The sequence below is a fragment of the Maribacter confluentis genome (genome assembly GCF_030505015.1).
GTDB classification, from domain to species: domain Bacteria; phylum Bacteroidota; class Bacteroidia; order Flavobacteriales; family Flavobacteriaceae; genus Maribacter; species Maribacter sedimenticola.
This window is the reverse complement of record NZ_JAUKUC010000001.1, coordinates 2,065,090-2,078,755: the sequence shown is the minus strand read 5'-3', so window position 1 is coordinate 2,078,755 and position 13,666 is coordinate 2,065,090. Positions and strand designations below refer to the sequence as shown.

General features: G+C 40.3%; 12 protein-coding genes. 9 read left to right on the top strand and 3 right to left on the bottom strand.

Annotated elements, in window-relative coordinates; genetic code table 11:
• The 3 genes from Q2T41_RS09200 to nirB form a co-directional block, all read right to left on the bottom strand.
• Entirely contained in the window at positions 1 to 591 is a 591-nt protein-coding gene (locus Q2T41_RS09200) for a DUF4202 domain-containing protein (protein WP_304435830.1), read from the bottom strand.
• Between the two features lie 21 nt (positions 592 to 612).
• Positions 613 to 990 carry a nitrite reductase small subunit NirD gene (nirD, locus tag Q2T41_RS09195; protein WP_304435829.1) on the bottom strand — a complete coding sequence of 126 codons (378 nt, stop codon included), beginning with the start codon at positions 988 to 990 and terminating at the stop codon, positions 613 to 615.
• 105 nt (positions 991 to 1,095) lie between these two features.
• Entirely contained in the window at positions 1,096 to 3,612 is a 2,517-nt protein-coding gene (gene nirB, locus Q2T41_RS09190) for a nitrite reductase large subunit NirB (protein ID WP_304435828.1), read from the bottom strand.
• 117 nt (positions 3,613 to 3,729) lie between these two features.
• Here nirB and cobA point away from each other — a divergent pair, with 117 nt between their 5' ends.
• The 9 genes from cobA (at position 3,730) to Q2T41_RS09145 (ending at position 13,513) form a co-directional block, all read left to right on the top strand.
• Entirely contained in the window at positions 3,730 to 4,509 is a 780-nt protein-coding gene (gene cobA / locus Q2T41_RS09185; RefSeq protein WP_304435827.1) for a uroporphyrinogen-III C-methyltransferase, read from the top strand.
• A gap of 231 nt (positions 4,510 to 4,740) precedes the next feature.
• Positions 4,741 to 6,168 (top strand): MFS transporter, encoded by a 1,428-nt coding sequence (locus Q2T41_RS09180; protein ID WP_304435826.1) that lies wholly within the window; start codon positions 4,741 to 4,743, stop codon positions 6,166 to 6,168.
• A 12-nt stretch (positions 6,169 to 6,180) separates the two neighbouring features.
• Positions 6,181 to 6,933 (top strand): Crp/Fnr family transcriptional regulator, encoded by a 753-nt coding sequence (locus tag Q2T41_RS09175; RefSeq protein WP_304435825.1) that lies wholly within the window; start codon positions 6,181 to 6,183, stop codon positions 6,931 to 6,933.
• Positions 6,934 to 7,191: 258 nt separating this feature from the next.
• Positions 7,192 to 8,577 (top strand): CmpA/NrtA family ABC transporter substrate-binding protein, encoded by a 1,386-nt coding sequence (locus Q2T41_RS09170; protein WP_304435824.1) that lies wholly within the window; start codon positions 7,192 to 7,194, stop codon positions 8,575 to 8,577.
• A 32-nt stretch (positions 8,578 to 8,609) separates the two neighbouring features.
• Positions 8,610 to 9,710: an ABC transporter permease gene (locus Q2T41_RS09165; protein WP_304435823.1), complete on the top strand. Its 1,101-nt coding sequence runs from the start codon at positions 8,610 to 8,612 to the stop codon at positions 9,708 to 9,710.
• Between the two features lie 18 nt (positions 9,711 to 9,728).
• Positions 9,729 to 10,568, top strand: coding sequence for an ABC transporter ATP-binding protein (locus Q2T41_RS09160; RefSeq protein WP_304435822.1), 840 nt, complete (start codon positions 9,729 to 9,731; stop codon positions 10,566 to 10,568).
• 11 nt (positions 10,569 to 10,579) lie between these two features.
• Positions 10,580 to 11,404, top strand: coding sequence for an ABC transporter ATP-binding protein (locus tag Q2T41_RS09155; protein ID WP_304435821.1), 825 nt, complete (start codon positions 10,580 to 10,582; stop codon positions 11,402 to 11,404).
• A gap of 35 nt (positions 11,405 to 11,439) precedes the next feature.
• A complete protein-coding gene (locus Q2T41_RS09150) occupies positions 11,440 to 12,723 on the top strand; it encodes an alginate export family protein (RefSeq protein WP_304435820.1) in 1,284 nt (427 codons plus the stop codon).
• Between the two features lie 127 nt (positions 12,724 to 12,850).
• Positions 12,851 to 13,513: a response regulator transcription factor gene (locus tag Q2T41_RS09145; protein ID WP_304435819.1), complete on the top strand. Its 663-nt coding sequence runs from the start codon at positions 12,851 to 12,853 to the stop codon at positions 13,511 to 13,513.
• Positions 13,514 to 13,666: the final 153 nt, after the last annotated feature.

The following is a 13,666-nucleotide window of genomic DNA, read 5'->3' as shown; positions in this document are numbered from 1 at the left end:
TTAGGCGCTCAAGGCCTTGGTAATCAAATTGGTGGAATATGATGATAAAGGCAGGGCCAATGCCGCCTCATGTCCCTTTGCGGACATTTTACGCCATGTCTTCTGTAGAATATCTATGGTTTTGTCCTCAGGATGTTTTAAGGCGAACGGTTCAAAATAATATTCCAGGAATACCAGGCATATTACATCTTCCAAACATTGGGTTTCCTCATTTTTCTTTAGTTGCTTTTTTTCCAGAAGAAACCGTACCTTATCTATGGTTTCTTGGTCATACCCCACTTCATCTAATAGGGTTGCCGCTTTATTGGCATGGAATTTTTTTAACTCTTGCCTCCATCTTAAATAACCTTCACGGTTCATTTCATAGGATTCTCTTGGAATTTCCCACCTGCAAATATGTTGGCAGCGGGCCGTTAGGCGCAACGCTTCAGATGCGTTAGGATTAAATTCATTTAAGCGTTTGGTCATCCTTTGGCCATAAAGTACTTCTTTTGGGTAAGTAGTGCCTTTAAAAACTTCTGTATTGGGATCTTGTTCATTGGCGGTGTCAAAAAGCTGAAAGGCAAGTTCTAATTTATTGGTGGTCGCCATATATTTTGTGTTTCCTCAAAGCTATTCAGAAAAGCCAACATACACAAAGCCATTTTCAGTTTTTACCGGGTAGGTGGCAATAGCGTCCAAACTGCCGTTTAAATTCTCTCCGGTCTTCAAGGAGAACGTATTCTTGTGCAATGGACAAGCAACCTTTGGTTCCATATGCTCTTCTCCGATCATCCCTCTGGAGAGGACCATTTCCACCTTATGGGGACATAGGTTTTGACACGCATACCAAGAACCTTCACGGGTAAAATTAAAGACCGCTATCTGTTTGTCCTTGTATTTGATGCATGCGCCTCCATTTTTGGGAAATTTGGAAATAGGAGCAGCTTTGAACCAAACCTTTACTTCATTTGGGGAAACTGTTTCGTAAACATTAAGTTGAGCTATCATAATTTTATATGTTATTTAGGTCACTTTACCTTAGACCTGTATTTTACGTTAACCAAATACCAGCATTTTATACTTAGTACTTCATATTTTTAGCCTTGCATTATTTTACACCCATTCCTTAGGCATCTTCTGGTCTCTAAGTGCTACAAACTCTATAGTATTGTCCGTATCATCAGAATTGACAAAATGGGTGTATCGTTCCCTAATTTCAGGAGTTTCTACGGCTTCCTTCCATTCACACACGTAAGAATCTACCAGTGCTTGCATGGCATCGTCCAACTCTTTGACAATACCTAAGGAATCATTAATGACTACATTTTGCAAGTAGGTAATGCCACCTTCCAATTTTTCCAACCATGGTGCGGTCCTTTGTAGGGGTTGTGCCGTTTTTATATAGAACATAATAAAGCGATCTACATATTTAATGGCAGTTTCCTTGTCTACTTTTTCAGCCAGTAGTAGGGCATGTTTTGGATTTGCACCACCATTACCGCCAACATACACGTTCCACCCCCCTTCAACGGCTATAAAGCCAAAATCTTTCCCCCGTGCCTCGGCACATTCGCGAATACATCCAGATACGCCACCTTTAAACTTATGTGGGGAGCGTATGCCCTTATATCTATTTTCTATCTCAATGGCAAAGCTTACACTTTCATCCATACCGTACCGGCACCATGTAGAGCCCACACAGCTTTTTACGGTACGTAACGATTTGCCGTATGCTTGTCCGGTTTCAAAACCTTCTTTAATAAGTTCTTCCCAGATCAAGGGCAGTTCGTGCAATTGGGCCCCGAACATATCTATACGTTGCCCACCGGTAATTTTGGTATACAGGTCATATTTTTGTGCAATACGGCCTATAGCCATAAGTTGTTTAGGGGTTATTTCACCACCGGCGACCCTTGGGACTACGGAGTACGTACCATTTCTTTGAATATTGGCAAGAAACCGGTCATTGCTATCCTGAATGGACTCTTGCCTGTTGGCCGTTTCATTATATAGACTTGCAAAAATAGAGGCTACAGCTGGTTTACAGACCTCACAACCGTTACCGTTACCTACTTCGTCCAATAAGCGATCATAATCTGTAATGCCTTTTAATTTGATAAGGTCATACAGTTCCTGTCTAGAATAATTAAAATGTTCACAGATACGCTCTTTAACTGTTTTGCCCAAGGTTTTGAGGCTTTCCTTAATAAGGTCGGTTACCATAGGTTTGCATCCTCCGCAACCTGTAGTCGCTTTTGTGGCCTTGGCCACATCCTTTACGGATTCAAGTCCGTCTTCAAGTACCGATCTACATACCGCACCTTTCGTCACTGCCTCACAGGAACAGATTACCGCGGTATCGGGCAAATCCATTGCGCTTCCAAATGCAGAACCGCCCTCTCCCCTAGAGCCTACGATAAGTTCTTCCGCATTATCGGGAAGGGGCATATTATTGAGGTACATTTGATGAAGTATACTGTAATCTTCGGCATCGCCTACCATAATACCGCCAAGCAGGGTTTTACCATCATGGCTAACGTTAATCCTTTTGTAAATACCTTTTGTTTTGTTTTCATAGATGATGGACAAGCCTTTGTCTGAAGGCATATAAGGAATTCCAAAACTGGCTACATCCACACCAATAAGCTTTAATTTGGTAGACATATCTATTTCCCGTTTCATGACCACATCAGATGCCCGTAATATTTGATTTACCGCTACTTCTGCCATTTCATACCCAGGAGCTACTAATCCATATATCATTTGGTTGTACAGGGCCACTTCCCCAATAGCATAGATGTAGGGGTCAGATGTCTGCATTTTATCATTAACGACGATACCGCCCCTAATCCCCAACTCTAGGTTACATGTTTTGGCCAACTCATCCCTTGGACGTATACCGGCCGAAATAACTAACATATCAACTTCCAGTGTGTCATCTTCACCAAAGTCCATACCTGTAATGGCGCCATTTCCAAGAATGCTATTGGTGGCTTTGCCCGTATGAATGGAAATACCCATAGATTCCAAGGTAAGTTGTAGCACATTACTACTTCTTGCATCTAACTGCCTAGGCATTAATTTTGGTGCAAATTCTACTACATGTGGTTCCAAGCCCATGTCCATGACCGCTTTACCGGCTTCCAGGCCTAGTAATCCACCTCCTAGCACGGCCGCTTTGCCATTGGGTTTTCTTTGTTTTATTTCTTCCGCATAATCCAGCATGGCTTCCAAGTCCTCAATGGTCCTATATACAAAAACACCTTTTTTTTCGACCCCTTTAATGGGCGGTACAAAGGGAGCGGAACCTGTAGCCAATACCAAGTAATCATAAGCAAATTCCTTATCGTTGGCGGTAGTTATGGTTTTTTTTGTTTTATGGATATCCGTAACCCTTTCGTTAATAATAAGCTCAATGCCATTTTGTGCATACCATTCCATAGGAGCCATTTCCAATGCTTTGGCATCCCTATTGCCAAAAAAAGCACTTAAATGAACACGATCATAGGCGGCACGGGGTTCTTCACCAAAAACGAGCACCTTAAACGCTTTGCCTTTAATACGGTCGGCAATTTTTTCACAGAATTTATATCCGACCATTCCGTTGCCCACAACAATTATAGTTTTCATAGGATTATAATTTAGCTACGTAACAATATTACGTATAAATACGTATAAATGTATTAATTTTATCGAAATAATTACGTACTATTGTTAGTAAATTGATAATTATTAATACTTAATACTATGGGAATGGAGGTTGAAAAAGAAGCAATAATAAGTTTAGTAGGCGCTGGACCGGGAGCAAAAGACTTGATAACATTAAGGGGAATGAAGGTTTTGCAATCAGCCGATGTAATTTTATACGATGCATTGGTAAGTAATGACCTGTTGCAAGAACTACGTAGTGATATTCCTAAAATATACATAGGTAAACGTTGTGGAAAACATTCTCACACCCAAGAAGAGATCAATGAACTTTTGGTGGCATATGCATTACAATATGGTCATGTTGTGCGTTTAAAAGGGGGAGACCCCTTTGTTTTTGGACGGGCAAATGAAGAAATAGCCTATGCGGAAGCATTTGGTATTTCTGTTTATGTGGTACCCGGTATTTCAAGTTCGCTAGCGGTACCAACCGGTCAAGGTATACCTATGACCAAAAGAGGTGTAAGTAGTAGCTTTTGGGTAATGACGGCTACAATGAAAGATGGTTCGTTTTCCAAAGATCTTGAATATGCTTCCCGGTCATCTACCACAATGGTCGTCTTAATGGGCATTAAGAAATTGGTTCAAATAGTAGATGAGGTCAATCAATACAGGGGGTCGTTAACGCCAATAGCCGTTATTCAAAATGGCACCCTGGGCAACGAGCAATGTATAGTGGCAACCTTGGGTACCATTAAGGATTATGTAGGCCGTATATCGATAGACATGCCGGGTATTATTGTAATTGGGGATGTGGTAGCGGAACATCCAGCATTTTTTGAGGAAGAGGTGCAACGGGTATTATATTCTGGTTATTAGGTTATTCTCCCTGAATTATATTTTGTGTTTACGGGGATTTTTATGAAAAACATTGGCATGTATTAACAGAGCTAAGGAAAATTGATATTACTATTGATAAAACCATAATATGTGCCTACATGAATTTTGAAATACATAAAAGTACGTAGTATCTAGTAAAATTAACATAAAACTACGTATAATTACGTATAAATAATAGTAGGTTTGCGTATAACGTAAAATTAGCATCTTATGGACAACAATTCTAACAAATCAACAACCATGGATTTATCCAATATAAAAAGTATGCCTATACGTACGTTTTGGATAACATCAATTGCATTTTTTATATGTTTTTTTGCTTGGTTTGGCATTGTACCTTTTATGCCAGATGTGGTCAAGGATTTGGGATTGACCCCAAATCAGAAATGGAATTCCATAATTTTGGCCGTATCGGGAACGGTATTTGCCAGATTGCTAATCGGAAAATTATGTGATAAGTATGGTCCAAGAATATGCTATACCTATTTATTGATTTTAGGGGCCATACCTGTAATACTTATTGGCTTTGTACAAACGCCAGCACAGTTTTTGATCTGTAGATTATTTATAGGTTTTATAGGGGCATCCTTTGTAATCACTCAATTTCATACATCAATTATGTTTGCCTCTAATATTGTAGGCACGGCAAATGCTACTTCTGCAGGCTGGGGAAATCTTGGCGGAGGTGCCAACCGGTTGGGAATGCCTTTAATTGCTGCGGCCGTAGTTAGCTTTGGGGTTGCAGATGAGGTCGCTTGGCGTTATGCCATGGTCATTGCAGGAATCATTGCCATGACTATGGGGGTCATATATTATTATTTTACCCAAGATACCCCCGAAGGGAATTTTAGTGAATTGAAAAAATTGGGCAAAATGCCTACCCTAAAGAAAGATGAGGAATCCTTTAAAAATGTGTTGAAGGATTACAGGGTCTGGATCCTTTTTATTGTATATGCAGCATCTTTTGGTATGGAACTGACCGTCTACGGTACTATGGACGATTATTTGCAGAATACATTTGGCCTCACTAGAAGTACGGCAGGTAATTTGGTTTTATCATTTGCCTTGATGAATATTTTTGCTCGTACTCTAGGAGGCTTTTTTGGCGACCGATTTGGCCGACTAAAAGGGTTACGGGGCAGGGTTATTTTTTTGACCATAATATTAGCATTGGAAGGACTTATGTTGTCCATTTTTTCATTGACCACCAGTTTTACTATGGGTATCATCTTTCTTATAGCCTTTAGCCTCTCCGTTCAAATGGCAGAAGGGGCAACGTTTTCAGTAGTGCCGTTTATCAATAAAAAGGCCATTGGCTCTATATCCGGAATTGTTGGTGCGGGAGGAAATGTAGGAGCCTTTCTTGCAGCGTTATTGTTAAAATCAAAATCTGCCATGGCAGAAACAAATGCATTGGCCTCAAGTACAGGTCTTGGGGAAGAAGCCATGCGCGCAGCCCAAGCCGCTGCGGCATCCAATGCGGTTTCCAGCGGATATTTCATGATCGGGGGCTTTGTTGTTCTAGCCGCATTGGCTAGCCTGGCCATAAAATTTTCAACCGTAGATGAAAAAAGCGTACAGACAGAGACGGCCATTTCAGCATCTGCCCCTTCCAAATTTTTGGGTACTAAAGCTTAAATAGGATACATCATGCATTTACCTGTACACCACATACATTATAAAAGGAGTAGCGCTAAAGCGGGTAACTTATGTACAAGATGCACAAACACTAATTGTCTTGTACGGAAACATGTATCTAATCCGGCAATAAGTGAGCTGATAAAATCGCGTAAAGAGATAAAATGTAAAAAGGGCCAACAGTTTATAATGGAAGGCGCTTCCGTAACCGGTCTGTTTTTTCTTTTGAACGGTAAGGTAAAAGTAGTAAGAACGGGTTTGTTGGGCAGGGAACAGATTGTTCGTTTTGCCACACCTGGAGAAATTATAGGTCACCGCGGTTTTGGTACTGAAGAGACATATCCAATAAGCGCCATGGCATTGGTAGATAGTTCTTTGTGTTATTTTTCTAAAGACCTATTGCAAGAAATATTGAAGATTAGTCCGGAGCTTACCTATGATCTTATGTTGTTTTATGCCAATGAGCTTAATAGAAGTGAGATAAGGGTAAAATCGCTCTCACAGATGACCGTAAGGGAGCGGGTCATAGATACCTTATTATATATCAACAGAAAGTTTGGTCAAAACAATGGGTATACCGCTATAGTATTAAGTAGGAGGGAATATGCCAATTATGCCGGAACTACGGAAGAGCAGGTTATTAGAACCTTGTCCGCCCTTAAGAAAGAAGGGTTGGTGGCCACTAAAGGAAAAAGAATCGGCTTATTGGACATTCCTATGCTACAAAATGAAATTTCTGAGCATAACTTCTATTTGGACAGTTAGTACTACGTATTAATTTTTAGTCCATCACATTTCCTAAGTAATTATTCTTAATTCCAAATCAAGACACATAAGTCCTTATAAACTAATGATTTGTAATGATAACCTGTGAATTATCAGTTTTGTTCATGGTTATTTGCCATGTAAGGATATGGTGTAAAAAGAGGTTCAAACCTAGGTAATCCCATAGGCTACAATTAGCGATACGTATATATTTGTCATGTATAAGTATAAATACGTAGAATTAAATTTTTGTACACTATGAGGAACATTGTAAAAAGAGCATCATTACTGGCAAGTGCGGCATTAGTGCTAATGGCTTGCGGAGGAAAGGAAGCAAAGAAGAATGCTGTAGAAGCCAAGGAAGAATCACCAGTATCAAAGACTAAAATGCTGGAAATTGAAAAACCACAATTGACCTTTGGATTTATAAAATTGACAGACATGGCACCTTTGGCCATTGCCAAGGAAAAAGGGTTTTTTGAGGATGAAGGTTTATTTGTATCGGTAGAGGCGCAGTCCAACTGGAAAAATGTATTGGACCGTGTCATAGATGGTCAGTTAGATGGTTCCCATATGTTGGCAGGGCAACCTATTGCTGCCGGTGCTGGTTTTGGAAGACAGGCGGAATTGGTAACACCATTTTCAATGGACCTGAACGGAAACGGCATTACGGTATCCAATGATGTCTGGTCCAAAATGAAACCAAATGTTCCTGCGGATAATGAAGGAAAGCCTATTCATCCTATTAAGGCAGATGCACTCAAACCCGTTATTACCGAATATAAAAATAGTGGTAAGCCCTTTAAAATGGGTATGGTATTCCCGGTTTCTACCCATAACTATGAAATTCGTTATTGGTTGGCTGCAGCAGGCATTCATCCAGGTATGTATACCGCGGACAATGTTCAGGGACAAATAGATGCAGAGGTATTGCTATCCGTTACACCACCGCCACAAATGCCCGCAACCTTAGAGTCTGGAACCATTTATGGATACTGTGTAGGCGAACCCTGGAACCAGCAAGCGGTCTTTAAAGGTATAGGGGTGCCGGTTACTACCAATTATGATATCTGGAAGAACAATCCTGAAAAGGTATTTGTAATGACCAAGCAATTTGTTGAGCAAAACCCCAATACCGCCATTGCGGTTACCAAAGCATTGATCAGGGCGGGAAAATGGTTAGATGAACCTTCTAATAGGGCAGAAGCGGTAAAAATCCTTGCTATGTCGCAATATGTGGGTGCACCGGAAGAGGTTCTTGCGAATTCAATGACCGGTACATTTGAATTTGAAAAAGGAGATAAAAGGGAAATGCCGGATTTCAATGTATTCTATAAATACAATGCCACATATCCTTTCTATTCAGATGGTATTTGGTTCTTGACACAAATGCGTAGATGGGGTCAAATTCCGGAAAGCAAATCAGCAGATTGGTACGGTGAGACCATCAAGGACATCTATCGTCCGGATATATGGAAAAAAGCGGCGGATTTATTGGTTGCGGAAGGGCAAATACCGGCTAGCGATATCCCTAACACCGATGGGTATAAGCCTGCTACAACAGATTTTATAGATGGCACATCTTACGACGCAAAAGACCCAATAGGGTATATCAATAGTTTTTCCATTGGTAACAAAGATTAAAAGCATACAAATAGAATTAAAATTATAGTAATATGGAGCAGGAAATCGTATTAAAAAAAGAAGGACAGGGAGTTGCGTTTTTACGATCCTTCATTGCAAAAATAACCCCGAGTTTTAATAAGACCAAGGTGCTTTCGTCATTGAAACAAACGGGGATTACCTTAGTTTCCATACTATTGTTCTTGGCGCTTTGGCAATTAGGGTCAAAAGCGCTCTACAATAAAGAGGCCAATTATAAAATTGAAAAGGCCCTGACGGAAAGAGGTGAGGAAGCGGCCGCAGTAGAACGTGCCTGTATAGAATCTGGGGACAGTAGTTGCCAGCCCAATACGCTGCCTTCGCCATTACAGGTATGGGGGTCCTTGCAATCGTTGATCGCCGATCACAAAGTAATTACGGCAGATAAGGCCGCATTTGTGGAGAAAATGGCAGATACCAATGCAAAGTTGATTGCCCAAGGCAAAGATGCTATAGTATATACAGGTAGGGCATCATTTATTGATATTGTCCTTACAAGTATAAAAACGGTTTTTGCAGGATTTTTGTTAGCACTCCTTATTGCCGTACCTATTGGCATTATCATTGGTTTAAGTCCATCGTTGCGTAGTGCGTTCAATTGGTTTATTCAAGTGTTCAAACCGGTATCACCCGTAGTATGGTACCTCCTGGTTTTCATGATCGTTAAGACACTATACATTGGGGATAGTTCTGACAATGCCTTTGTCATTTCCTTTATCAGTGTGGGGTTATGTGCCATGTGGGCCACATTGGTCAATACGGCCATGGGGGTATCGTCAGTGGACAAGGATTATATCAATGTGGCCAAAGTACTGAAATTGGGTACATTCCAAAAAGTCTTTAAAGTAATCTTGCCGTCTTCCCTCCCATTAATATTTACCGGTTTGCGTATTACCCTATCGGTAGCTTGGATGGTATTGATAGCTATTGAGCTTTTGGCACAGAGTCAGGGATTGGGTCTTTTTGTTTGGGAGGAGTTTCAAAATGGCGCCAATGATTCCAATGCTAAGATTATCGTGGCCATGTTCGTCATAGGCATCATTGGTTTTCTGTTGGATAGAATAATGTTATCGGTACAAAATATAGTGTCGTTCAACAAGAATGAAATGGCCTAACCAAAAAATTCAAAGCAAATGGCATATTTAGAATTAAATAATATCTATAAGAGTTACGGCTATGGCGACAATGTTACGAACGTACTTTCTAACATTAACCTTACTATAGAAGAGGGTGAGTTCGTTGCTATAGTAGGTTTTACCGGCAGTGGCAAAACAACATTGGTAAATCTTATCAATGGGCTTTTAAAGCCAACTAGCGGTGAGGTACTTTTTAAGGGGGCCCCTGTTGTAGGCACCAGCCATGAGCGAGGTGTAATTTTTCAGAACTACTCGCTTTTGCCTTGGCTGACCGTGGGCCAAAATATTTATATGGCCGTGAAGGAAGCATTTCCCCAGGAGAATAAGATGGCTTTGAGGCAACGGGTAAAAGATTATGTCGCCATGGTAAGTCTAAGTCCGGCGATCAATAAAAGGCCCAAGGAATTATCAGGGGGTATGAGGCAACGTGTTGCCGTGGCCAGGGCCTTGGCCATGAATCCGGAGATGATTATCATGGACGAGCCATTAGGGGCATTGGATGCTTTGACCCGTGGAAACCTACAAGATGAAATCCTGAACATTTGGAGTAAGGACAAGCGTACCGCACTATTGATTACCAATGATGTGGATGAGGGTATTTATATGGCAGATCGTATAATTCCACTTAAGCCGGGCCCAAATGCAACACTTGGTCCGGAATTTATAATAGACATTGAGCGGCCACGCGATAAAACAGCAATGAACGACAATCCCAATTACAAGAAAACCAGGAATGAAATCATAGCATATCTTATGGATATTGGAAATCAAAGGAAAACGGTTTCACAAGAGGAATATGTATTACCGGATATACTTCCCAAAAGCTTTGTAGCCTAAAAATCAAAAAAATGAATACACTAATAGAACAAAATAAAACCTATACTGAAAACGGTATTGTGTATCCGTCCAAGGTTATGTTGGACCTATCTGAGCTTAAAAAGGTATATCCTACGCCAAAAGGCGATTATGTGGTTTTAGAGGATTTGAACCTTCAGATATTAAAGGAGGAATTTGTCACTATAATTGGGCATTCCGGCTGCGGAAAAACTACAATGTTGTCCATGATAGCTGGGTTGAACCCTATTTCCGGAGGAAATATATCCGTGCTGGGAAAACCTGTTACCGGACCGGGGCCTGACCGTGGGGTAATATTTCAGGCACCAAGTTTAATGCCATGGATGACCGCATTGCAAAATGTGCTTTTGGGCGTTGATCAGGTATTTCCACACGCCACAAAAAATCAACGACATGATATTGCAAAACACTATTTGCAAAAGGTAGGCCTTGAAAAGGATTTTCACAAAAAGGCATCTGAACTCTCTCAAGGTATGCAGCAAAGGGTAGGTATTGCCCGCGCATTTGCCATAAAACCAAAAGTATTGTTATTGGACGAACCCTTTGGAATGCTAGATTCCTTGACCCGCGGAGAACTTCAGGATATCCTCATAGAAATCTGGAATAAAGAAAAAATTACCGCCGTTATGATCACACATGATGTTGACGAAGCCATATTTCTTGCGGACCGTGTCGTTATGATGACCAGTGGGCCAAGGGCCAAAATTGGCGACATACTCGCTATAGATTTTGATAGGCCACGAACAAGGAAATCTGTTTTGGATCATGAGGATTACTACACCTATCGTAAACATTTAATAGACTTTTTAGAACACTAACCAGCAACACTTTTTATTATTTAAAGAATTAGAATATGAAAAAACAATACGTAATTATTGCCTTTTTGGTTATAGCCATCAATACAATTAATGCACAATTTACATTAGATGGGCAGTTTAGGCCAAGAACGGAATACAGACATGGTTTTGGCACATTAATAGCAGATGAGGCAGATGCCGGGTTTGCCATTTCTACACGCGCTAGATTAAACGCCGCTTATGCACTTGATGCCTACCAGTTTTATTTGAGTATACAAGATGTAATGGTATGGGGGGAGAACAGGCAAATTTTACCAGATGACCAAAATGATTCCTTTGCGGTTTTTGAAGCTTGGGCCAGTATTAACTTGGGAAAAGGTTGGTCCACTAAACTGGGAAGGCAAATCATTTCATATGATGACCAACGCATATTTGGCGGGTTAGATTGGGCACAGCAAGGTAGAAACCATGATGCCGCATTGTTGAAATATAAGAAAGATAAATTTTTACTTGATGTAGGTTTGGCATTTAGTCAGGATTTTGATAACCCTACAGGCTTTCAATCGGTTGGTACGGCATATAATACAGCAGGGTTCTTTACGTATAAAACCATGCAATATCTTTATGCCAAACAACAGTGGACAGGTTTTTCGGCTAGTTTTCTGGCGCTCAATAACGGGTTTCAAAATTTTGATGGCCAAGGTGTGGCAGACGGGATAAGTAGCCTACAGACCTTAGGTACTCATTTAGCCTTTAAGGAAGGGAAGTTCAATGCCAGTGCCAATTTGTTTTTACAGACAGGGGAAAGACAGAACAGTGTAAAAGTTGGCGGAGCTTATTTACTGGGGCTGGAACTGGGCTACAAAGCCAGTGACAAGATTATGTTAGGATTGGGGACTGAAATAATCAGTGGTAACAAAACCGATACTACTGATAAGACCGAAGCTTTTTTCCCCCTTTATGGCACGAATCATAAATTTAATGGATTTATGGATTACTTCTATGTGGGCAACCATGCAAATAGTGTAGGTTTAACCGATATCCATGCCAGTGCCAAGTTTAATTTAGGGAACAAATCTAGTTTGTTGGTAAAGGCATTGAATTTTAGTGGGCAACAGGATTTGCCCAGCGGCGAAAAATCTTTGGGAACGGAAATAGATGTGGTATTCTCAAAAGGATTCAACGGCTATGGTTTGGCCATAGGATATTCACAACTTTTTGCAGCGGACGGTATGTATGAACTTAAGGGCATTTCTGAAGACCTTGCGGCAAGTAGTCAAAATTGGGCATGGGTACAATTGACGATAAAGCCACAATTTTTGAACACCTCAAAGGAATAGTATTTTCAATACAGAATGAATAAAAAGCAAATGGTCCATGCAACAAAGAGTGTATGGACCATATTTTCATATGTAAAAATATATGTAATTTAGCGTATTACGTATAATTACCTATATTTTAAGTGAAATGACGAGAATTGTATTGGTTGATGATCATGCTTTGGTGAGAGATGGTATACGCTCTTTATTGGAGTCTGAAAGTGATTTAAAGGTTATAGGAGAGGCATCAAACGGTAAGGAAGCCATAGAAATGGTTGGTCAACTAACCCCAGATTTATTGATTATAGATATACGAATGCCTGTTATGAACGGTATAGATGCGGTAGAGGAACTCACAAAAACCAATACCGATGTAAAATGCATTATATTGAGCATGCATGATTCTGAAGAATATATTTTAAAGTCCATCAGTGCCGGGGCCAATGGCTATTTGCTTAAGGATACGGACAAAACGGAATTTATAAAAGCCATACATACGGTAAGGGATGGCGGAAAGTATTTTAGTGGAGATATAAGTAATGTACTGGTCAATAATTTATTGGGAGCCAACAAGCCGTTGGTCAAAGAGGAATCGCCAAAGGCCAAAGGGGAAAATGTGTTTGATCTTACCAATAAAGAGCTTAAAGTTCTAGAACTTGTTCTCTCAGGTCTGACCAATCAACAGATTTCGGAAAAACTTCAAAATAGCAAGCGAACTATTGAAACCCACCGTTTTAATTTAATGCGTAAAATGGATGTGAAAAACCTGATAGACCTTTCTAAAAAATCACAGAAATATAATTTGATTTAATAAGGCTGTTACCAACATATTGTCTTACTAAACCATTTGCATAGTAGTGCAACAATAAAAGTTCAACGAGCCATTTTATGGACAGCGAATTGTTTAAATCTCAACAATTGATCATATTAATTGCGAAATAAACGATTTAATGCCGAACAATTA

Excerpts from the sequence above, each read along its gene's own strand:
- Q2T41_RS09200 (WP_304435830.1), bottom strand. The coding sequence starts at position 591 with ATGGCGACCACCAATAAATTAGAACTTGCCTTTCAGCTTTTTGACACC.
- nirD (WP_304435829.1), bottom strand. The coding sequence starts at position 990 with ATGATAGCTCAACTTAATGTTTACGAAACAGTTTCCCCAAATGAAGTA.
- nirB (WP_304435828.1), bottom strand. The coding sequence starts at position 3,612 with ATGAAAACTATAATTGTTGTGGGCAACGGAATGGTCGGATATAAATTC.
- cobA (WP_304435827.1), top strand. The coding sequence starts at position 3,730 with ATGGGAATGGAGGTTGAAAAAGAAGCAATAATAAGTTTAGTAGGCGCT.
- Q2T41_RS09180 (WP_304435826.1), top strand. The coding sequence starts at position 4,741 with ATGGACAACAATTCTAACAAATCAACAACCATGGATTTATCCAATATA.
- Q2T41_RS09175 (WP_304435825.1), top strand. The coding sequence starts at position 6,181 with ATGCATTTACCTGTACACCACATACATTATAAAAGGAGTAGCGCTAAA.
- Q2T41_RS09170 (WP_304435824.1), top strand. The coding sequence starts at position 7,192 with ATGAGGAACATTGTAAAAAGAGCATCATTACTGGCAAGTGCGGCATTA.
- Q2T41_RS09165 (WP_304435823.1), top strand. The coding sequence starts at position 8,610 with ATGGAGCAGGAAATCGTATTAAAAAAAGAAGGACAGGGAGTTGCGTTT.
- Q2T41_RS09160 (WP_304435822.1), top strand. The coding sequence starts at position 9,729 with ATGGCATATTTAGAATTAAATAATATCTATAAGAGTTACGGCTATGGC.
- Q2T41_RS09155 (WP_304435821.1), top strand. The coding sequence starts at position 10,580 with ATGAATACACTAATAGAACAAAATAAAACCTATACTGAAAACGGTATT.
- Q2T41_RS09150 (WP_304435820.1), top strand. The coding sequence starts at position 11,440 with ATGAAAAAACAATACGTAATTATTGCCTTTTTGGTTATAGCCATCAAT.
- Q2T41_RS09145 (WP_304435819.1), top strand. The coding sequence starts at position 12,851 with ATGACGAGAATTGTATTGGTTGATGATCATGCTTTGGTGAGAGATGGT.